Below are 21,722 nucleotides of genomic sequence, written 5' to 3' on the forward strand. Positions count from 1 at the left end.
ATCTTATCTTTGAGGTAACTGCTTAATAAAATTATTAGTTAATAGTTGTTTTATCTCTTTACGGTCAATTTGAGAGACATATTCTTTTAGTTGCGTCATTTGTAATCCAGCGTAGCCACAAGGGTTAATGTTATTAAAAGGGGAAAGATCCATATCAACATTGAATGCAAGTCCATGTAAAGTGCAGCCACGACTGATATGCAAACCAAGTGAACAAATTTTCTTTTCGTTAATATATACTCCTGGTGCATCAGACTTTGCATTAGCTATAATACCATAATGGAGCAATGTTTGAATGACACTATTTTCTAAATAACTAACTACATCTCGGATACCTATCTTAAGTCTTTTTAAATCAAATAAAATATACATGATTTGTTGACCTGGAGCATGGTAAGTAATTTGACCACCGCGATCGGTCTGAATAACAGGGATATTTGTCTGATTTAATAAATGTTCTGCTTTACCAACTTTACCTTGGGTAAATACCGGTTCATGCTCGACTAACCAGATTTCATCAAGAGAATGCTCATTGCGTTGTTTGGTAAAGTCATGCATAGCTTGATAGGTATACACATATGGTTTAATTTTTAAGTCTTTGATTATGACATTATTAATGATCATAGTTTTTTCTGTTGTCTTCAAGTAATATTATCGAAATTTTTACAAGTATATAACAGATTTTGTAATAACTTGACAACTTGTAGTTATTCTAAGCATAGCTGTTAGGAATAATATTTAAATTTATTATTAAGTAAAATTTAGTTATTTATCAGATAAATACCATTTATTTTATTATTAGTATTGAAATAGTTGATTAATTTGATAGGAATTAACATTCTTTTCAAAGCGGCAGTTTGCTTTACTTTTTTTTTTTAAATGGCAGACTGATATTAATGAAGCTCCGTAATGCAGAGTTTAAGCTTTCTTTTATTACGTTTTTTAATGTAATTGAGAATAGCAAATAATGCATTTTTCTAAACAAAAAAAGAGGTTTTTATATGTCGGACATGCAAATGAATGATGTCGATCCCATTGAAACACAAGATTGGCTCAAAAGTGTTGAGTCTATTATTCGAGAAGAAGGAATCGAACGTGCACAGTATATTATTGAACAAATAGTTAATAAGGCGAGAGATGGGGGTGTTCCAGTACTTTTTGGATCTTCAACAAGTAATTATGTCAATACTATTCCAGTAGAAGAGCAACCTACTTATCCTGGCGATTGGGAAATAGAAAGACGTATTCGTTCAATTGTCCGTTGGAATGCAATTATGATGGTGTTACGAGCTTCAAAGAAAGATTTAGAGCTTGGTGGTCATATGGCATCGTTCCAATCTGCAGCTACTTTTTATGAAGTCTGTTTTAACCACTTTTTCCGTGCTCGTAATGAAAAAGATGGCGGTGATTTAATTTACTTCCAAGGGCACATCTCACCAGGTATTTATTCTCGAGCCTTTATTGAAGGACGTTTAACCGAAGAGCAATTAGATAATTTCCGTCAAGAAGTTCATGGTAAAGGTTTACCATCATACCCTCATCCTAAATTGCTTCCAGAATTTTGGCAATTTCCAACAGTATCGATGGGGCTTGGTCCTGTTAATGCCATTTATCAAGCACGTTTCTTAAAATATTTAGAAAATCGTGGGTTGAAAGATACTTCTGAACAAACTGTCTATGCTTTCTTAGGTGATGGTGAGATGGATGAACCAGAATCAAAAGGTGCAATTACCGTTGCAACACGAGAAAAACTAGATAATTTAGTTTTTGTTATCAACTGTAATTTACAACGTTTAGATGGTCCAGTAACGGGTAATGGAAAAATTATCAATGAACTAGAAGGTGTATTTGCTGGTGCTGGTTGGAACGTAATTAAAGTTCTTTGGGGTGACCGTTGGGATAAACTTCTCCAAAAAGATAAATCAGGTAAGTTAATTCGACTAATGAATGAAACACTTGATGGGGATTATCAAACATTAAAATCAAAAGACGGTGCTTATGTTCGCGAGCATTTCTTTGGTAAATACCCTGAAACTGCTGAATTAGTTAAAGATATGTCTGATGAAGAAATCTTTAGATTAAACCGTGGTGGTCAAGATCCTGCTAAAATGTTTGCAGCATTCCAACGAGCAAAAGAAACTAAAGATCGCCCAACTGTTATTCTTGCTCACACCATAAAAGGTTATGGTATGGGGGCTGCTGCTGAAGCAAAAAATATCGCTCACCAAGTGAAAAAAATGAATATGGATGGCGTGCGTCATGTTCGCGATTTCTTCAATATTCCAGTGACAGATGAAGCACTTGAAAAATTACCATACATCAAATTTGAGGAACACACGCCAGAATACAAATACATTCATGAGCGTCGTGAAGCGTTACATGGTTATGTACCATCTAGATTAACTCATTTTTCAGGAACTGTTTCAATTCCTCCATTAAGTGAATTTGCGTCATTACTTGAAGCTCAATCGAAAGAAATATCAACCACTATAGCATTTGTCCGTGCGCTTAATATTATGCTTAAGGATAAAGAACTTGCTCCACGTCTAGTACCTATTCTAGCTGATGAAGCACGTACTTTTGGTATGGAAGGTTTATTCCGTCAAATTGGTATTTATAATCCACACGGTCAACAATATACACCACAAGATAAAGAACAAGTGGCTTATTATCGTGAAGATGAGAAAGGTCAAATTCTTCAAGAAGGAATTAATGAATGTGGTGCAACGGCTTCTTGGATTGCTGCGGCCACTTCATATAGCACAAATGATTTTCCAATGATTCCATTCTACATTTACTATTCAATGTTTGGATTCCAACGTATTGGTGATCTAATGTGGGCAGCAGGTGATCAACAAGCACGTGGATTTATGATTGGTGGAACCTCTGGTCGTACAACGCTAAATGGTGAAGGTCTACAACACCAAGATGGTCACAGTCACATTCAAGCATTAACCATCCCTAACTGTATATCATATGATCCTGCTTATGCTTATGAAGTTGCAGTAATCATGCAAGACGGTTTACGTCGCATGTATGGTGAGCAAGAAAACGTTTACTACTACATTACAACTCTCAATGAAAACTACGCACAACCAGCAATGCCAGAAGGTGCAGAAGAGGGCATTCGACGAGGTATTTATAAACTAGATACCGTTGAGGGTCAAAAAGGCAAACCGACTGTTCAGTTACTAGGTTCAGGCTCTATTTTACGTCATGTTCGTGAAGCGGCTGAAATCTTAGCTAAAAATTATGGTATTAGCTCAGAAGTTTATAGCGTAACATCATTTACTGAACTGGCTCGTGATGGTCAAGATTGTGAACGATATAATATGTTGCATCCAAGTGAAACACCAAAAGTGCCTTATGTTGCACAAATTATGAATAACAATCCAGCGGTGGTTTCAACTGATTATATGAAATTGTTTGCTGAGCAAATTCGTGGATTTGTACCTGCTGAAAGTTATCGAGTACTCGGTACTGACGGTTTCGGTCGCAGTGATAGCCGTGAAAATTTACGTCATCACTTTGAAGTCGATGCATCTTATGTTGTGGTTGCAGCATTGGGTGAACTTGCTAAACGTGGCGATATTGAAGTTAGTGTTGTTGAAGATGCGATCAAAAAATTCGAAATCAATGCCGATAAACTTAATCCACGAATTGCATAAGAGGTTATTATAATGAGTATTCAAATCAAATTACCTGATATCGGTGGTGACGAAGTAGAAGTAACCGAAATTCTGGTTAAAATAGGTGATAAAGTTGAAGCTGATCAGTCAATTATGACAGTTGAAGGTGATAAAGCATCAATGGAAATCCCTGCACCACAGGCTGGTATTGTTAAATCTATTTCTGTAAAAATTGGCGATAAAGTCAAAACAGGCGTTGACATTATGGTCTTTGATGAGCAAGGTGGCGAAACTGCCGCTCCAGCTACAGCACAAGAAGCACCAAAAGTTGAAGTAACGCCAACAGCAACTAGCCAAATTGTAGATGTAAAAGTTCCAGATATTGGTGGTGATGAAGTCGAAGTAACGGAAATTTTGGTAAAAGTAGGCGATACTATATCTGTTGATGATTCATTAATTACCGTTGAGGGTGATAAAGCCTCAATGGAAGTACCAGCAACCATTGCTGGTACGGTTAAAAGTATCACGATAAAAGTGGGTGATAAAGTGAAAACAGGTTCCAAAATCATGGAATTTGAAACCACATCTAGTGCAGCTCCAGTTACTCAAGCAGCTCCAGCTGCCGCAGCGCCTGTTGCTGAAAAAGCAGCACCTGAGCCAACGCCAGCACCAGTTGCTGCAAAATCAGCGCCTGCTTCATCAAGCAATGAGTTTGTTGAAAACGATGCTTATGCTCATGCAACACCATCTGTACGTCGTTTAGCACGTGAATTTGGGGTAAATTTAGCAAAAGTTACTGCTACAGGTCCTAAAAACCGTATTTTACGTGAAGACATTCAAACTTACGTAAAAAATGCTGTTAAACAAATTGAAAGTGGCGCTACAGGTGGTGCATTACCTGGTCTATTACCATGGCCTAAAGTTGATTTTAGCAAATTTGGTGAAGTTGAAAGTTTACCATTAACTAAAATTCAAAAAGTATCAGGTGCAAATTTACACCGTAACTGGGTAATGATTCCGCATGTGACAGAATTTGATGAAACAGATATTACTGATTTAGAAGCATTCCGTAAGCAACAAAATGCAGAAGCAGAAAAGAAAAAACTTGATCTTAAGATCACGCCACTTGTGTTTATCATGAAAGCGGTAGCAAGTGCATTAACAGCGTATCCACGCTTTAATAGCTCATTATCTGAAGATGCCCAAACCTTAATTATCAAAAAATACATTAATATTGGCGTTGCTGTCGATACACCAAATGGTCTTGTAGTACCAGTATTTAAAGATGTTGATAAAAAGGGTATTGTTGAACTTTCTCGTGAGCTTGCGGCAATTTCTAAAAAGGCACGTGAAGGTAAATTGACAGGTAGCGATATGCAAGGTGGATGTTTCACTATTTCTAGCCTTGGTGGCATTGGTACAACCTCGTTTACACCAATTGTTAATGCGCCAGAAGTTGGTATTTTAGGTGTATCTCGCTCTAGCATGAAACCAGTTTGGAATGGCAAAGAGTTTACACCACGGCTAATGTTGCCATTATCATTATCATTCGATCACCGAGTTATTGATGGTGCTGATGGTGCACGCTTCTTAAGCCATATTGTCAACGTCTTATCCGACTTACGTCGTTTAGTGATGTAATTAAGGAGATCAAATTATGAGTCAAGATGTTAAAACACAAGTTGTGGTTTTAGGAGCAGGACCAGCGGGTTATTCCGCTGCGTTCCGTGCTGCCGACCTTGGACTAGAAGTTACCCTTGTTGAACGTTATTCAACACTTGGTGGTGTTTGTTTAAATGTAGGCTGTATTCCATCAAAAGCATTACTTCATGTTGCTAAAGTAATGGATGAAGCAAAATCATTAACCGAACATGGTATCCATTTTGGTACACCTAGACTTGAATTAGACAAAGTGCGTGGCTGGAAAGAAAAAGTTATTAGTCAACTGACTAATGGACTAGCTGGTATGGCCAAAATGCGCAAAGTCAATGTTATTCAAGGTGAAGCACAGTTTACTGGTAGTCATACAATGGAGGTAACTTCATCAAAAGGAATCACTAAGATCACCTTTGATAATGCAATTATTGCAGCGGGCTCTCGTCCAATCAAGTTGCCTTTTATTCCACATGATGATCCTCGTATTTGGGATTCTACAGATGCCTTAGCCTTAACCACCATTCCTAAAAAATTATTATTAATGGGTGGCGGAATTATAGGTCTTGAAATGGGGACTGTATACCATGCACTTGGTTCAGAAGTCGATGTAGTTGAAATGTTTGATCAAGTGATTCCGGCTGCTGATAAAGATGTAATTAAAGTCTTTACTAAGCAGATCCAAAAGAAATTCACTTTACGATTGGAAACTAAAGTTACTACCGTTGAAGCAAAACATGATGCAATTTATGTTACCATGGAAAAGAAAGACGGCAGCACCGAAACTCATACTTATGATGCGGTATTAGTGGCTATTGGTCGTACACCAAATGGTAAATTAATTAGTGCGGAAAAAGCAGGGGTTAATGTTACTGACCGTGGATTTATCGAAGTCGATAAACAGATGCGTACCAATGTTCCGCATATCTATGCAATTGGAGATATTGTTGGTCAACCAATGCTTGCGCACAAAGGCGTACACGAAGGTCATGTGGCAGCAGAAGTAATTGCAGGTAAAAAACACTTCTTTGATCCAAAAACCATTCCTTCTATCGCTTATACTGAACCTGAAGTTGCTTGGGTTGGTTTAACTGAAAAAGAAGCGAAAGAGAAAGGTATTGATTATGAAGTATCAATCTTCCCATGGGCAGCTTCAGGACGAGCTATTGCTTCTGATTGCTCTGAAGGGATGACAAAACTGATCTTCAATAAAGCAGATAATCGCCTATTAGGTGGTGCGGTTGTTGGTGCAAATGGTGGTGAATTACTTGGTGAAATCACCTTAGCTGTCGAAATGGGTTGTGATGCCGAAGATATCGCATTAACAATTCATGCTCACCCAACATTGCATGAATCAATTGGCTTAGCCTCTGAAATTTATGAAGGCTCTGTCACTGATTTACCAAATGCTAAAGCGAAGAAGAAATAGTAATAAAAGGTCATTTATATACTTAATAGAATGCCGTTAGCTCAAACTAACGGCATTTTTATTTTTTATAAGATAATTTTTGTCAAAAAGTTTCAGGTAACTATACGTTTCAGTAAAAAATGAATTAAATAACTAAGTGTTGATCTTAATGAAAACGAGAGATAAATAAGTTATATATCTTTGATAACTTTGGTAAACGTCAATACCCTAGTATTGGTTATTAACAGGTGTCTTTATATTATTAAAAAGATTACAATACTTAGGATTTTATTCAGATGATTTAGATGATTTATCTAAGATAAATTTGTCTGTAAGTATATTAAGAGATTTTTCAAAAAAACGATACCAATCAAAATAAATTGAAAAAATGAGGTTAATATGAACACACAGGAAATACAAACAAAATACGGCATTATTTATGCACGAAATGCATTGATATTATCTGACGTTAAATTAGAATGTATACCATTCACTTTGATGGTCAATACATCATTATCACTAGCAGGCTGTAAGCCAAAAATCTTAAATGTTCCAGAAGTTAAAGTTACATTTATTTTTAGTGATATTGATAGCTTATCTATTTATCTAATAGATGAATACCCTTATGAAAAATATTCAAAATCTAGTTTTGATTTAGTCGATGAAGTTCATAAAAAAGGCAAGCAACGCGTAATTCTTAGTACTTATGATCATATTTTTGATGTTATTGGCAGATATAAAATTGAATATGATTAATTGATAGAAGAAATACCAACATAAACCTATCTATTGTTGGTTGTTGACAGCCTAAAAATACTCAGTAAGTATTGGTAATAGAAATTATTCTAAATAAAATTCATAAAACACGGTTCTATCTTTCAGCCTTTGATTAAATAGCTTGGAATTTTGATTCACAAAGTATTAAACAATATTTGGATGTTGGTAACAGAGTTTGATATGTTAAAACTGAATGTTTTTGCTGATCAAAATTTAATATTTGAACACGCCTTTCCTGTTGCATCCTTATTTACTTAATAAAATGCCGTTAGCTTAAACTAACGGCATTTTTATTTTTTTATAAGATAATTTTTGTCAAAAAGTTTCAGGTAACTATACGTTTCAGTAAAAAATGAATTAAATAACTAAGTGTTGATCTTAATGAAAACGAGAGATAAATAAGTTATATATCATTGATAACTTTCGTAAACGTCAATACCCTAGTATTGGTTATTAACAGGTGTCTTTATATTATTAAAAAGATTAGAATACTTAGGATTTTATTCAGATGATTTATCGCAGATAAATTTGTCTGTAAATATATAAAAAGATTTTTCAGAAAAACAATACCCATTAATAATAAATTGAAAAAATGAGGTTTATATGAATACACAGGAAATACAAACAAAATACGGCATTATTTATACACGCAATGCATTGATATTATCTGACGTTAAATTAGAATGTATACCATTCACTTTGATGGTCAATACATCATTATCATTAGCAGGCTGTAAGCCAGAAATCTTAAATGTTCCAGAAGTTAAAGTTACATTTATTTTTAGTGATATTGATAGCTTATCTATTTATCTAATAGATGAATACCCTTATGAAAAATATTCAAAATCTAGTTTTGATTTAGTCGATGAAGTTCATAAAAAAGGCAAGCAACGCGTAATTCTTAGTACTTATGATCATATTTTTGATGTTATTGGCAGATATAAAATTGAATATGATTAATTGATAGAAGAAATACTAACATAAACCTATTTATTATTGATTGTTGACAGCCTAATAATACTCAGTAAGTATTGGTAATAGAAATTATTCTAAATAAAATTCATAAAACACGGTTCCATCTTTCTGCCTTTGATTAAATAGCTTGGAATTTTGATTCACAAAGTATTAAACAATATTTGGATGTTGGTAACAGAGTTTGATATGTTAAAACTGAATGTTTTTGCTGATCAAAATTTAATATTTGAACACGCCTTTCCTGTTGCATCCTTATTTACTTAATAAAATGCCGTTAGCTTAAACTAACGGCATTTTTATTTTTTTATAAGACAATTTTTGTCAAAAAGTTTCAGGTAACTATACGTTTCAGTAAAAAATAAATAAATTATCTATAACTATATTTTTAAATGAAAGTAATTTTATAATGAATTCATTATATTCATCAGGCTTTGATAACTATCAACATCATGATAGCGTACCTTACTAGTCGAAAGTTCGTTAAAAAGCTTTTTCGCGCACGAAATTTTTGCTTGTTCAATTGGTCTTAAATTTAAACTATCCATTGTACCTTTGGTTTCAGCAATAAAAAAGATATGCTTTACTTTCCCAACATGAAAAGCAATTGCCCAATCGGGTGAATAATTACCAACAGGTGTTGGAATATGAAAACCTTTTGGTAATTTTGCATATACGCACACTTCTTCTGCCGTATCAAGATCTTCAACAAATTTCCGTTCAATACTTTTTTCGGCTAGACCATCGGTAAATACATAATTTTGAATTGCTTTTTTCGCTAAAAACGCTTTATCGTAACTTTGTAAACTTTTTTCCTGAGTGAAAATAGTACTGTCATATTTGCCTGAAGTTTTATTGTATGTAATATGTTCTATAATTGTAGTTGCTTTTTGTTCTTTAATTAATTTAATAATTTTAGCAATAAATTCTTCTGGATTATCCTTGAACATATCTAGTTTTTTTGTATCTAATCCCTTTAATATGGCCACTACTGTTTTGCGGGTTAATGTGGTTTCTTGCGCAATCTGACCAATCAAGTCGTATTTTATTGGTTTAAAATAAGCATGTTCCAAAGTGGTAGTCTTTGTTTCTTGAGTTTTAAACGCATCATTTTGATAGATACTTTGTGTCGTTATCTGCTCTTTAAGTTGACCGACAGCCGTAATGTATTGTAGCTGCGAGACAAATAACTTATCGTTGATATGAGCAATTGCTTTGTTGATTAATTCATCACTATCAAAGTCAACAGTATAGGCATATTGCTGATTAATTTGCTGCCATAATGCTTGGAATTCGGCTTTATCAAAATTCTCATTAAGTGGATTATCTTTAATCTTTGTTTCATGACCATCGGTAAACATGGCGTCTAACTCGCTATCATTATAAATAGTCTGAATTAGGCGATGAATTCCGTCACCCATTGGTTGTAATTCATCTGGTAATGGTGCCACTGAGTTCATTACAACATCGTTGCGGTATTTATCGGTTATTTTACGCTCGATATCAACATAGCCATGACTAATTAAATAAAATTCAATTTTATCAGCTACTGCTTTATCGATAATGGTTGATACACCATTAACTTCTACATATTTACCAAAAAAGTACTCACTGGTGGCAACAGTTGGTCGATCATAAATGACTGTTTTTATGTCGGCTTGAAGATCATTAACAAAGTTTCTATAACTTTCACTAGCGATAACGGTTAACATGTTGATATCGTGGACTTGTTCGCCGCAGCTTTCAATATCCATACGATTACCATCTTGATTAACACATAAACGAAGACCACGACCAACTTCTTGCCGTTTAGCTGTTTGGTTATCGGAGTGTTTTAGTGTACAAATCTGGAAAACATTGGGATTATCCCAACCTTCACGTAGTGCTGAGTGCGAAAAGATAAATCGAGTGGGCTCATCAAAGCTTAACAGTTGTTCTTTATTTTTAAGAATCAGGTCGTAAGCTGAAATATCATCTGAAGATTCGCTACCTCGTTTTAATTGGCTATCAATACTTTTGCCAGTTTTTTTATCAATGCTAAAGTAACCTTTATGTACTTGGCTTGCATCATTACACTTAGTTTTTAAATATTGTTGATAAGGTGTGTTGCTGGCTTGGTCTAAGTATTGTTGCAAAATCGTTAGGTATTCTTGTTCAAATATTTGTCCATATTCGCCCAATATTTCGTTATTGTTTTCATCATATTGGCGGTATTTAGCTACTTCATCAATAAAAAATAATGATAGTGATTTAACGCCCATATTGAACAATTTTTCTTCTTTGTCAAAGTGAGATAATATGGTTTCTCTAATTTGAATGCGGCGCATATTTTCTTCAGAAATATCACCTATCACTTCACCGGTTTTAATTGAAACACCATTGGTAAAAGTGACTATTCCAGTCAAAGGATTGATCTCAGATACTGTATATCCCTTGTATTGCTGCATCTGTTTTGAAACAGAATAAAGATTATCACCCTCAGTAAAATGGCGAATTTCACGTTTGATACCATTCTTATGATTTATTTCTAGCTCAATATTTGCCAGTGGTGGTTTTTTACTGGATAAGACGATTTGTTCAAGATACAAGTAGCTATCAGTACCTCTTAGATTTTTAACTTCAAAACCCTTTACTTCAATTTTTTTAACTAGCCGTTTATTGTATGCATCAAGTGCATCAAGTACATAAATTAGATTATTCTGTTTTTTATGGGTAGCAGAATAATTTAATGAAAATAATGGATTAAAATTTTTTAAGGCTTTTTGCGTGACTTCACCACCCATTTTTTGAGGCTCATCCAAAATAATAATGGGATTATTAGCGGCTATCACATCAATCGGCCGGCGCGAGGCAAATGCATCGCGTTTTGAGTAAATAATTCGAGCTTCTTTATTTTTGCCATCTTCTTTTAGCGAGGAAGCAAAAGCTTGGGTATTAATAATCATAACATTAATGCCCGAATTGGCAGCAAAACTATCTAATAAAGTTAAATTTTTACTGTCATAGACAAAAAAGCGAGCCTTTTGACCATAATGCTCCATAAAATGGTCTGAGGTTATTTCAAAGGTTTTTTTTACTCCCTCACGAATGGCAATAGAGGGTACCACAACAATAAACTTGCTCCAGCCATAATTCTTGTTCAGTTCAAACATGGTTTTGAGGTAAACATAGGTTTTACCAGTACCGGTTTCCATTTCAATATCAAGACTACACCGACCTAAGTTTTTAATTAAATCAGCCGACTGTTTGATATTGTTTATATTTTGTATTTTTTTGATATTAGCGAGTAACTCGTTATCGGTTAACGAAATAATTTCATTTTTAAAACCGATATCGATTGAGCTATCATCTGATGTATAACTTGAAGCCGTTTCATAACTCATTTCTGCCTGAGTAGGTGCATTGCCTAAATCACGCACATAACGCAGGCTATTTTGATAACCTTGCCCGTTAAAAACTTGAACTACTGCATTTACTGCATCGGTTTGATATTGTTGAATTTTAAAATTAAATTTCATTACAACACCTTCCTCTTGGTTTCAGGGCTGTAGGTAGTAAAAATTTGTTCAAAATTGGTGGCAACACTATCATTTTCCATTGAGCTATCACGCATAACAAAATAGTAAGGTTTTTGTTTGGCAATAGCCGTGATGACCTCTTCATTAATGTCTGTATCAAAACAAGCCATTAAAAAGTTATCCGCTACGTTAAATACGGTTTTACCGGCAATGGAGGTTTGCTTAATATCACTGGAAAGTAATACACCCAAATCCAGCATAACTTGGAACAATAAATCTTCCGCCGTTCTATCGGCTTTGATATTGTCAATCAGGACATCAAGAAGATCGGTATTATACTCAGCAGGGTTGTAATAAACCTCTTTCATATTACTGCTATCGCACTTTAAGACGCGAAAGCCTTTATCAAATTTAGCCTGTGGATTTTCTTGAGCAATTTTATTGCCTGCCCGGCGAATGCGCTCTTTACCAATTTCGCAGATATTTTTATAACCAGCCTTATAAGCTTCGCTTTTCTCATCCGTTGTTTCTGGCAGTTGCACCATGATAAATTTGCGGTTGCCGCCATCTTCTGCGTTGAGTTGCATAATAGCGTGGGCGGTAGTAGCGGAGCCAGAGAAAAAGTCGAGGATTATATCGTTATTATTAGTTCCAATTTGTAAACATCTATTAACTAATGATGTAGGTTTGGGATTATCAAAAAGTCCCCTAATACCGATTGAAGTTCCAAGTTCCTTGCTTCCTACATTATTCTCAGCTAAATCATTCCAAAGGGTATCAATTCTTTTTCCTTCATTCTCTCTTTCATTCCAATAGTCTTTAACTCGTAGACTTTTCCCTCCAAATACAAGCCTATTATCATTTTCAAGTGCTTTAATTTTGTCATATACCATACGCCAGCCTTTTGGTGGACAAAGCCATACACGTCCGCTATTATCGATGTAATCAAAACTTGTTTCAGGACCAGGATCCCGTGGTTTTTGTAAGCTTACTGTTTGATATAGCCCTCTACCATCGTTATCATCCTTGTTATACATTTTTCTTGATGAATCTGCTAAAGGCTTGTATGCTGAATTTAATAAAAAATTACGAGTTTTTGTGTAGAGTAATACATACTCTGTATTTATCGTAAATTTATCTATTTCTGTTTTACCACTCGAATTTCTAAGCCATACAAATTGGTTAACAAAGTTATCCTCGCCAAAAATTTCATTACAACACATCTTTAAATTTTCTTGTTCATTATCATCAATACTAATAAAAATCACACCATCATCAGTTAATAGATCTCTGGCGAGTTTTAAACGTGGATAAATCATATTCAGCCAATCGGTATGAAAGCGGCCATTCGTTTCTGTATTTTTTACTAAACGGTTGCCTTCATCATCAAATTGCCCACTGTTTTCAAGGTATTCTGATGAGTTTTGGGTAAAATCATCTTCATAAACAAAATCATTACCGGTATTATAAGGCGGGTCGATATAGATCATTTTGACTTTGCCAAGATAAGTTTCCTGCAATAGTTTTAATACCTCAAGATTATCACCTTCAATATATAAATTTTCGGTATCATCAAAATCAACACTTTCTTCACGACAAGGTCGTAAAGTTTTGGCTATGGGCGCATTAGCAAGTAGAATCGATTTCTTTTTATCAGGCCAAGTAAATTGGTAACGCTCTTCTCGGCCTTCAACAATCACTGATGAAAGTTCTTGTTTGAGCAGATCAAAGTCGATGGCGTATTCCACTTCACCCTGTTGGTTTTTGCGTTCAGTAATACAGTTCGGGAATTGTGCGCCGATTTTTTTGATATTTTCATCCACTTTATTGAGTGAATGCATCTTTAATTTATCCATTTAAGAATCCTTTAACTCTTGTTTCAATTGGTTAATTTTTTGCACCAATTCAAATACTTTTTTAGGCTGTAGCTCTTTTCTTGCTTGCTTTTCAAGACGTGCAATATTTAAAATCAGTTTTTGTCTTTTATCGGCAATGATAATCTGCTGCTCAAGGCTATTGCCTTGCTCAATATTGAATTTGCCGACTTGTTGAATGATGTTTTGCCAGACATTATCAAGGTTTAATCCTTTTAATTCAATGTGTAATTCTTCTTTAGCTTGCCAATCACTTTGTATCAATTTATGTTGAAAAACGGCCAATTTAGCCTGCTTAGCATATTGCAAAATAAATAGTATATTTTGCGGTATTAGTTTGGATAATAAAATAAGGCTTGTTTCATTAAAATTGATTTTTTTTAGTTGTACCAATGCCACAAAAAAAGCATTAATGTTGTTTCCTGCTGCGAGATTTATCTTTGCTGCGGAAACCTCGTTAACAAGGGTAATTTTAGCTATATCTGCATCGACTTTTTCTTTCGTAGCATTGTTCAGTTTAAACTTTGCATAGATTGTTTTTTTAGCTAACTGGTGATTTATTTCTGTCGTTTTGGGCAAACCAAGCATTATGCTACCTTATTTTCTGATTCACTGACAACTAAAAAACAGATTAATTCAAAGTCATCTAGACCTTTTATACTATCGGTAACAAAACTAACTGAGTTACCGCTTAAAAAATTATCAATATCACTGTGTTTTTTTACTTCAATAATTGAATTTATGGCATCACCAAGTCGTTGTGAAAAATGAGTCATATTACTGCCATCGGCTGTGATTTTGTTAAATTGCTGATACAATTTTGCAATGGGTTCTGTTTTGCCTTTGCAAAGTAAGCGTATTTTATCAAGTAATTGTTTTGGTGATAAATGATCACAAATAACTTCGCCATTATTAGCTACATACACCATGTAAAATGGATGAAGTCGATTTTGATTATTAATATTAATGCTGTTTGCCCGATTTTTTAATATATAAATAACTCCTGCGGGTATATCTGGTGAAGCTGGCACAACTGCATGTAATCCATACGGTGTTTTATCAAGCTCAGGATGGTTTTTGATATACTCTAGCAAATCAAGTCTAAATTCATTTAAACCTAAATCCATAATTGATATACTGTTAGTGATATCTTCAATATCAACCACTTCATCTTGTAAGCGTTTGAGCTGTGCTTTACGATAGGCTAAATCGGATTTTTCTTCTTCACTTAAAATATTGTCATCACCTGTTGCAGTCATGTCGACAATTTTCATGCGAGTTTCTACCTTAGCTTTTAGATCAATATATTCATCTAAAGTAACATCAGGCCAAAAGTTAACTAGCTGAATCGACTGATTTTTGCTGCCTATGCGATCAATACGTCCAAACCGCTGAATAATTCGTACCGGATTCCAATGTATATCGTAATTAATTAAATAATCACAATCTTGTAAGTTTTGCCCTTCAGAGATGCAATCGGTTGCAATTAATATATCAATCTCATGAGTGTTATTCGGCATTAACAAGTGTTTATCTTTTGATTTGGGTGAAAAGCAGGTTAAAACAGTGTTTAAATCACAATGCAATTTAGGTACAGTAGATCTTCCGTCAACCGAACCTGTTATCATTGCGGTATGTAGGGAAAAGTTATTTTGTACATACTGGCTAACGTGATCAAACAAATAACTTGCTGTATCGGCAAAAGCGGTAAATATAATCACTTTTTTATTATTGTTATTAATGGGGTTTAGTTGCTTATTTTTAATAATAGTAAGTAAATTTTGTAATTTAATATCATGTTTTGCGGTGATATCACTTATCATATGAGTTAATAATGATAAGATTTCATAATCTTTAGTAAGATAGTGTTTCCATGAAAGATAATCCATATCGGCTAAGGCAATTTTTACTTTTTTGCCAAATGTAAATAACTGATCATTATTTTGTTCATCTTCATCAAGATCATTGAAATTAGTAATATCGGTAAGCTCTAATTCTTTTTTTATACTTTGATTATAAGATTCAATAGTAGCTATTGTTTGCTGAATAAAGTTTTTTATACGTTCTAATGTATGATTAAATGAGAATACCGAGCTTTCCAGTCGTTTCATCAAGTTGATTGCCATTAAACGACGAATTCCTTGTTCTCGATTAGCTTGGGTAAATCCTACATTAATTGTGTTGTCCTCATATATTTCTGCATACTTTTCCATTTTACTTGGTAAGATAAAGTGGGTAGGGGTATAAATTGATAGATTCAGTAGCATTAGTTGTTCGAAAATTTCGTTATAACTTATTGCATTAGCTAAATCCGTTAGTTTAGGTCTTACTGAAATAGGCTTGAGCCTGGTTGGAAAAGTACCTATATCTGTGGTATCGTAATATTTTTGAATGTGTTTGCGTGAACGAGCAATCGTAACAGAATCCAATACTTCGAAAAAGTCAAAATCCAACATCCGTAATAGGCTTTCTGTTGTTCTTTCAGTTGTATCTTGTTTACTCCAAATGTTAAATGCTTTTTGTGCATTCTTAAAAATCTCATCCAATGAACGATGAGTATTGAGATTTTCATCAATATGACTGGTTTTTCCTTCGTAAGCAAGGGCTAATTGATTTTTTAAATCATTGAAACGATTATTAACAGGTGTTGCGGAAAGCATCAATACTTTAGTTTTGACCCCTTTTCGGATCACTTGATTAAGTAATTTTGAATATCGATTTTCTTTTTCTTTTTCATTTTCGTTGTCTTTGCTTGATAATTTGCCACCATTACGGAAATTATGTGATTCATCAATCACTACAAGGTCGTAATTATTCCAATGAATTCGATCTAAATCTATACCATTTGATTTACCACAAGAGCGATTAAGGTCGGTATGAAAAAGCACATCATACCGTAATCGATCTTCAGCGATGGGGTTATTAATGTAATTTGCTTTGTAAGTGTTCCAGTTATTGTTCAGTTTTTTAGGGCATAAAACGAGCACAGACTTATTTCGGTTTTCATAATATTTAATTACTGATAAAGCAGTAAATGTTTTACCCAGCCCAACACTGTCAGCTAAAATACAGCCATTATATTTTTCAAGTTTATTGATAATTGCTAAGGCTGCATCTTTTTGAAAGTTGAATAGCATATTCCAGATTTTGCTATTTTTGAATCCAGTAGCTTCGTTGGGCAATACATCTTCTGAAATATCTTCAAGAAATTCATTAAAAATATTATAGAGGATAACAAAATAGATAAACTCAGGTGAATTTTCATTGTAGGCGCTGGCAATATTGTCGATAACAATATTGGTTACATCCTGAAGTTTAGTTTTATCTTGCCAAAGTTCATTAAAAATGGAAAGAAATTTAATTGAATCTGGAGAAGGAATCTTTTGTACTATGTTGTAAGCATTGTTTCCTCGTTCACAACCTAGATCAATAGTTGTAAATCCATTGATTGGTATATAAGCATTATCGTCTACATGTATGAATCCAGCCATATTTTCATTAGTGATGTTGGATTTAAATGTAACCTTTTGTCTAATCCAATCAGCGCATTCTTTAGCAATCGCTTTTTGTGTTAATTCGTTACGAAGTTTAATTTCAAATTCGGTACCATAAAGGCTACGTTCTCGATTAAGGCGTGGTATGTAGAATTCTCTTTGTGCTTTTGGGGTTTGCTCGGTTATAAAGGTTGGCGAAGTAAAGATGAAACGGAGTTCATCTATATTTTTCAACTCTTTTTTGAGTTTTTCAAAAGCAAAAAATGAAAAGCATGCGGCAACGATTGCTAATTTACTCCCTTGCTTTATTTCGCCTGATAGATCTTCTTGGAGCGTTTTCGTTATGTTATCTATGATTCCCATTGTTTTATTTTCTCTGCGATATTATCTGTACTAATGCTAACTTCCCTTATTTTAAATTAGCTTCTACAAAAAAGTATTGTCATTGGTGATTAACTACAGCGCAATTTATTGTGATATTTTTATTATTGTAAAAATGTAAATTATTGTCTAGAAATGTTTTTATCTATTTTTTGCTAAAAAGTATGGTTGTTGTTAGTGGCTAAAAATTGGAAAAAATTTACTGATATAAATAAAAATCATAAGCGAATATCTCATGGTCAAAAAAAGTTAGTGTTAAGTTTAAATAATAATTAATTATCTTTTAACTCTTTCTAAAAAATACACTCACAAGTAGAAAATTTTTTATGATCAAAATAGAATTTAAATATGAAAAAACGATAGTGCAACAAATAACCTAATATTAAGTTTCTAATATATTGGTTATTTACATATAATATTTCATTTATTCAATCGATTTGCTATACATTATTTATGTAATTACGCGATATATACCTGATAACTAGCTCAAACTGTATTTTAAAAGTGATTAAGTATATAATGCCCCACAAATTTAATTAATTTATATCATCTAATATATATTTTTATGAAATCTTCAATTATCAACAAATTAGAAATGCTACAAGAGCGTTATGAAGAAGTTCAAGCATTATTGTCTGATGCTTCGGTTATTGCGGATCAAAATCGCTTTCGCACTTTATCTAAAGAATATTCACAATTAACAGGGGTGGTTAAGTGTTTTTCTGATTGGAAGCAAACTCAAGAGGATATCGAGACAGCTAAAATGATGCTATCTGATCCTGAAATGAGTGAAATGGCACAAGAGGAGTTAAACGAAGCATTAAGTCGAGTTGAAGAACAAGAAAAGCAACTACAAGTTTTACTATTACCTAAAGATCCTAATGATGATTATAATTGTTTTGTTGAAGTTAGAGCAGGAACTGGAGGTGATGAAGCGGCTATTTTTGCTGGCGACTTAGCTCGAATGTATACAAGATTTGCCGAATCACAAAATTGGCGTGTTGAGATTATGAGTGCAAATGATGGTGAACATGGTGGCTATAAAGAAGTTATTATGTTAGTTAGTGGGGATGGTGTTTATGGTAATTTAAAATTTGAATCGGGTGGACACCGAGTCCAGCGTGTGCCAGAAACAGAATCTCAAGGTCGTATTCATACATCTGCTTGTACCGTTGCTGTTTTACCGGAAGTCCCTGAAGCAGAAATGCCTGAAATCAACCCAGCTGATTTAAAAATTGATACCTATCGTTCATCTGGCGCAGGTGGTCAGCATGTTAATACAACAGATTCTGCTATTCGTATTACCCACATTCCTACGGGCATCGTTGTTGAATGTCAAGATGAGCGATCGCAACATAAAAACAGAGCCAAAGCAATGTCAGTTTTAGCCGCAAGAATTCAAGATGCAGAACTACGTAAGCGCCAACAAGAAGAGGCTTCAACACGTCGAAATCTATTAGGTTCAGGCGATCGTTCAGATAGAATCAGAACATATAATTATCCACAAGGTCGAGTAACCGATCATCGAATTAATTTAACGCTTTACCGTTTAGACGAAGTCATGGAAGGAAAATTAGAGATGCTAATCGATCCGATTGTGCAGGAATATCAGGCCGATCAACTAGCAGCTTTATCGGAACAAGATGAATGACATACTTACAATGGCTTAAAAGTGCCTCTCAAACCTTAACAGATAGTGAAAGCCCAAAGCGAGATGCTGAAATTTTACTGAGTTTTGTTACGCAAAAAACGCGGACATTTTTAATGGCGTTCAGTGAAACATTGCTAACTGATGATGAATTGATTGCTTTATCTGAATGTTTAGAACGCAGGAAAAATGGTGAGCCTATCGCTTATATAACTGGCGAAAAAGAGTTTTGGTCTTTAAAGTTTAATGTTTCTAATGCCACTTTAATACCTAGACCAGATACCGAAAAATTAGTTGAATTAGGTTTAGAGTACCTTCCTAAAGTGCCTTGTGAAGTATTGGATCTTGGCACGGGAACAGGCGCGATAGTTATTGCAATGGCAACCGAACGTCAAGACTGTTTATTTACCGCAATTGAAAAAAATAAAGATGCCCTAATCTTAGCTCAAAAAAATGCTGCCCAAATTGGGGTGAATAATGTTTATTTTTTACAAGGTGATTGGTACAAGCCAATAAAGAATAGAAAGTTTTCAATGATTGTCAGTAACCCTCCTTATATTGAGCCAACAGACATCCACTTATCCCAAGGCGATGTACGCTACGAACCAAGAAGCGCATTGGTTTCTGAAGATGATGGTTTAGCTGATATTAAACTAATTGTACAAGGTGCAACTAAGCACTTAAACCAATATGGGTGGTTACTAATAGAACATGGTTGGAAACAAGGTGAGGCAGTGCAAACTGTTTTTAAACAACACGGATTTCAATTAGTAGAAACCTTCACCGACTACAGTGGTAATGATAGAGTTACCCTTGGTCGCTGGTTTAAACCTTAACTAGGAAAATTTTATGATGCAGCAAAAAAAAGTAAACATTGGTGACATTACTGTCGCTAATGATCTACCCTTTGTACTATTTGGTGGTATGAATGTGCTTGAATCTCGTGATTTGGCGATGAAAATCTGTGAACATTATGTCACCGTTACCAATAAACTAAATATTCCTTATATTTTTAAAGCCTCTTTTGATAAAGCAAATCGCTCATCAATTCATTCCTATCGTGGACCAGGATTAGAAGAAGGGCTAAAAATATTCCAAGAGCTTAAACAACAATTTGGCGTTAAAATTATTACTGATGTACATACTGAAGCACAATGTCAACCCGTTGCTGATGTGGTTGATGTAATTCAATTACCTGCCTTTTTAGCAAGACAAACTGATTTAGTTGTTGCAATGGCTAAAACAGGCGCAGTAATTAATGTCAAAAAACCACAATTTGTTAGTCCAGGGCAGATGGGTAATATTGTTGAAAAATTTGAAGAGGCTGGTAACAATCAAATCATCCTTTGTGATCGTGGTAGCTGTTTTGGTTATGACAACTTAGTGGTTGATATGCTTGGTTTTAACATTATGAAAAAAGCAAGCAAAGGGTCACCAGTTATTTTTGATGTTACTCATGCTCTCCAATGCCGTGATCCTATGGGAGCAGCATCAGGTGGACGTCGTGGCCAAGTAACTGAACTTGCACGCTCGGGCATGGCTGTTGGTATTGCTGGGTTATTTTTAGAATCCCACCCAGATCCAAGTCATGCAAAATGTGATGGACCGTCAGCATTACCACTAGCAAAATTGGAACCTTTCTTAAAACAGATGAAAGCCATTGATGAACTAGTAAAAAGTTTTGATGAAATTGATACTGAACATTAAGAGTTTAATTATTAGCTACAATTAAAAAAACGTTATTTATTATAAAGTAAACGGTATTTTTAGCATATTAATAAAAAAGAGAAACCAAATGTGATTTCTCTTTTTTATTTGGTTATGTGGTCATTTTACGTTATTAATCTTTAGAAATTACTTACTTTTTAATTTTCAATTTTTCAACCACAGTAATAAATATACATAAAAAATGCCATATCCTAAATCATAGGTAGCGTGTTGATATTATAAATAAAATTGGTGATAGACTAAATATTGACACCAAACGTTCATCTAGAACATATTCATTAACATCTTCTAAAATCGTCATAACACATTAAATAATGTGACTTTAATGATTAATACTAACGTAATTTTGTACGTGGGTTGGTCATTTACAATGGGATATTTATACAAAGGTTTATATTTTAGGTGATATTTTTGTAAAAAATATTCAGGATTCTATACCGTCATAAGTTTAAAAAACTCTAAAAAAGCCCGTCATATTATTTTTTACAATAAAAAAAGTTGTGACTTTTATCTAAAAATTAGCATAAAAATCGATCTTTTTAGTGATTATGATCACGATTTAGAGTGTTTAATTTGCTAGATAAAATATGTTTATGCATTATAAAAATACATATTTACCTCATATCTGAATTTAAATATG

13 protein-coding genes are annotated in these 21,722 nt (G+C 34.0%); 8 read left to right on the forward strand and 5 right to left on the reverse strand.

The window, feature by feature from the left end:
* Positions 1-3 precede the first annotated feature (3 nt).
* The gene (lipB, locus tag GYW75_RS00575; RefSeq protein ID WP_065589947.1) at positions 4-624 is read right to left on the reverse strand and encodes a lipoyl(octanoyl) transferase LipB; all 621 of its coding nucleotides are present in this window, start codon (positions 622-624) and stop codon (positions 4-6) included.
* Positions 625-1,001: 377 nt separating this feature from the next.
* Between lipB and aceE the strand changes: the two genes are divergently transcribed.
* The 5 genes from aceE (at position 1,002) to GYW75_RS00600 (ending at position 8,427) form a co-directional block, all read left to right on the forward strand.
* Positions 1,002-3,668 (forward strand): pyruvate dehydrogenase (acetyl-transferring), homodimeric type, encoded by a 2,667-nt coding sequence (aceE, locus tag GYW75_RS00580; RefSeq protein ID WP_065589946.1) that lies wholly within the window; start codon positions 1,002-1,004, stop codon positions 3,666-3,668.
* Positions 3,669-3,680: 12 nt separating this feature from the next.
* Positions 3,681-5,270 carry a pyruvate dehydrogenase complex dihydrolipoyllysine-residue acetyltransferase gene (gene aceF, locus GYW75_RS00585; RefSeq protein ID WP_174798069.1) on the forward strand — a complete coding sequence of 530 codons (1,590 nt, stop codon included), beginning with the start codon at positions 3,681-3,683 and terminating at the stop codon, positions 5,268-5,270.
* Positions 5,271-5,286: 16 nt separating this feature from the next.
* Complete coding sequence (lpdA, locus tag GYW75_RS00590) at positions 5,287-6,711, forward strand: dihydrolipoyl dehydrogenase (RefSeq protein WP_065560236.1); 1,425 nt, start codon at positions 5,287-5,289, stop codon at positions 6,709-6,711.
* A 378-nt stretch (positions 6,712-7,089) separates the two neighbouring features.
* The gene (locus tag GYW75_RS00595; protein ID WP_085165218.1) at positions 7,090-7,446 is read left to right on the forward strand and encodes a hypothetical protein; all 357 of its coding nucleotides are present in this window, start codon (positions 7,090-7,092) and stop codon (positions 7,444-7,446) included.
* Between the two features lie 624 nt (positions 7,447-8,070).
* On the forward strand, positions 8,071-8,427 hold the full coding sequence (locus GYW75_RS00600) for a hypothetical protein (protein WP_174798070.1): 357 nt from the start codon (positions 8,071-8,073) through the stop codon (positions 8,425-8,427).
* A 416-nt stretch (positions 8,428-8,843) separates the two neighbouring features.
* On the opposite strand, the gene GYW75_RS00605 is transcribed toward GYW75_RS00600, so the two are convergent.
* The 4 genes from GYW75_RS00605 to GYW75_RS00620 are packed head-to-tail and all read right to left on the reverse strand — an operon-like array spanning position 8,844 to position 17,688.
* Positions 8,844-11,957 carry a type III restriction-modification system endonuclease gene (locus GYW75_RS00605; RefSeq protein WP_174798071.1) on the reverse strand — a complete coding sequence of 1,038 codons (3,114 nt, stop codon included), beginning with the start codon at positions 11,955-11,957 and terminating at the stop codon, positions 8,844-8,846.
* Entirely contained in the window at positions 11,957-13,813 is a 1,857-nt protein-coding gene (locus GYW75_RS00610; protein ID WP_174798072.1) for a site-specific DNA-methyltransferase, read from the reverse strand. The genes GYW75_RS00605 and GYW75_RS00610 overlap by 1 nt, the downstream gene beginning before the upstream one ends.
* Positions 13,814-14,419, reverse strand: a complete 606-nt coding sequence (locus GYW75_RS00615) for a DUF4391 domain-containing protein (RefSeq protein WP_174798073.1) — start codon at positions 14,417-14,419, stop codon at positions 13,814-13,816.
* A complete protein-coding gene (locus tag GYW75_RS00620; RefSeq protein ID WP_174798074.1) occupies positions 14,419-17,688 on the reverse strand; it encodes a helicase-related protein in 3,270 nt (1,089 codons plus the stop codon). Before GYW75_RS00620 ends, GYW75_RS00615 begins: the two co-directional genes overlap by 1 nt.
* Positions 17,689-18,271: 583 nt before the next feature.
* On the opposite strand from GYW75_RS00620, the gene prfA reads away from it, so the two are divergent.
* The 3 genes from prfA to kdsA are packed head-to-tail and all read left to right on the forward strand — an operon-like array spanning position 18,272 to position 21,061.
* Positions 18,272-19,357 (forward strand): peptide chain release factor 1, encoded by a 1,086-nt coding sequence (prfA, locus tag GYW75_RS00625; protein WP_065607402.1) that lies wholly within the window; start codon positions 18,272-18,274, stop codon positions 19,355-19,357.
* Positions 19,354-20,190: a peptide chain release factor N(5)-glutamine methyltransferase gene (gene prmC, locus GYW75_RS00630; protein ID WP_034909809.1), complete on the forward strand. Its 837-nt coding sequence runs from the start codon at positions 19,354-19,356 to the stop codon at positions 20,188-20,190. Before prfA ends, prmC begins: the two co-directional genes overlap by 4 nt.
* Positions 20,191-20,206: 16 nt before the next feature.
* Positions 20,207-21,061 (forward strand): 3-deoxy-8-phosphooctulonate synthase, encoded by an 855-nt coding sequence (gene kdsA / locus GYW75_RS00635; protein WP_065560258.1) that lies wholly within the window; start codon positions 20,207-20,209, stop codon positions 21,059-21,061.
* Positions 21,062-21,722 lie beyond the last annotated feature (661 nt).

The sequence above is a fragment of the Gilliamella sp. ESL0232 genome (assembly GCF_013346885.1).
Lineage (GTDB): Bacteria > Pseudomonadota > Gammaproteobacteria > Enterobacterales > Orbaceae > Gilliamella > Gilliamella bombi.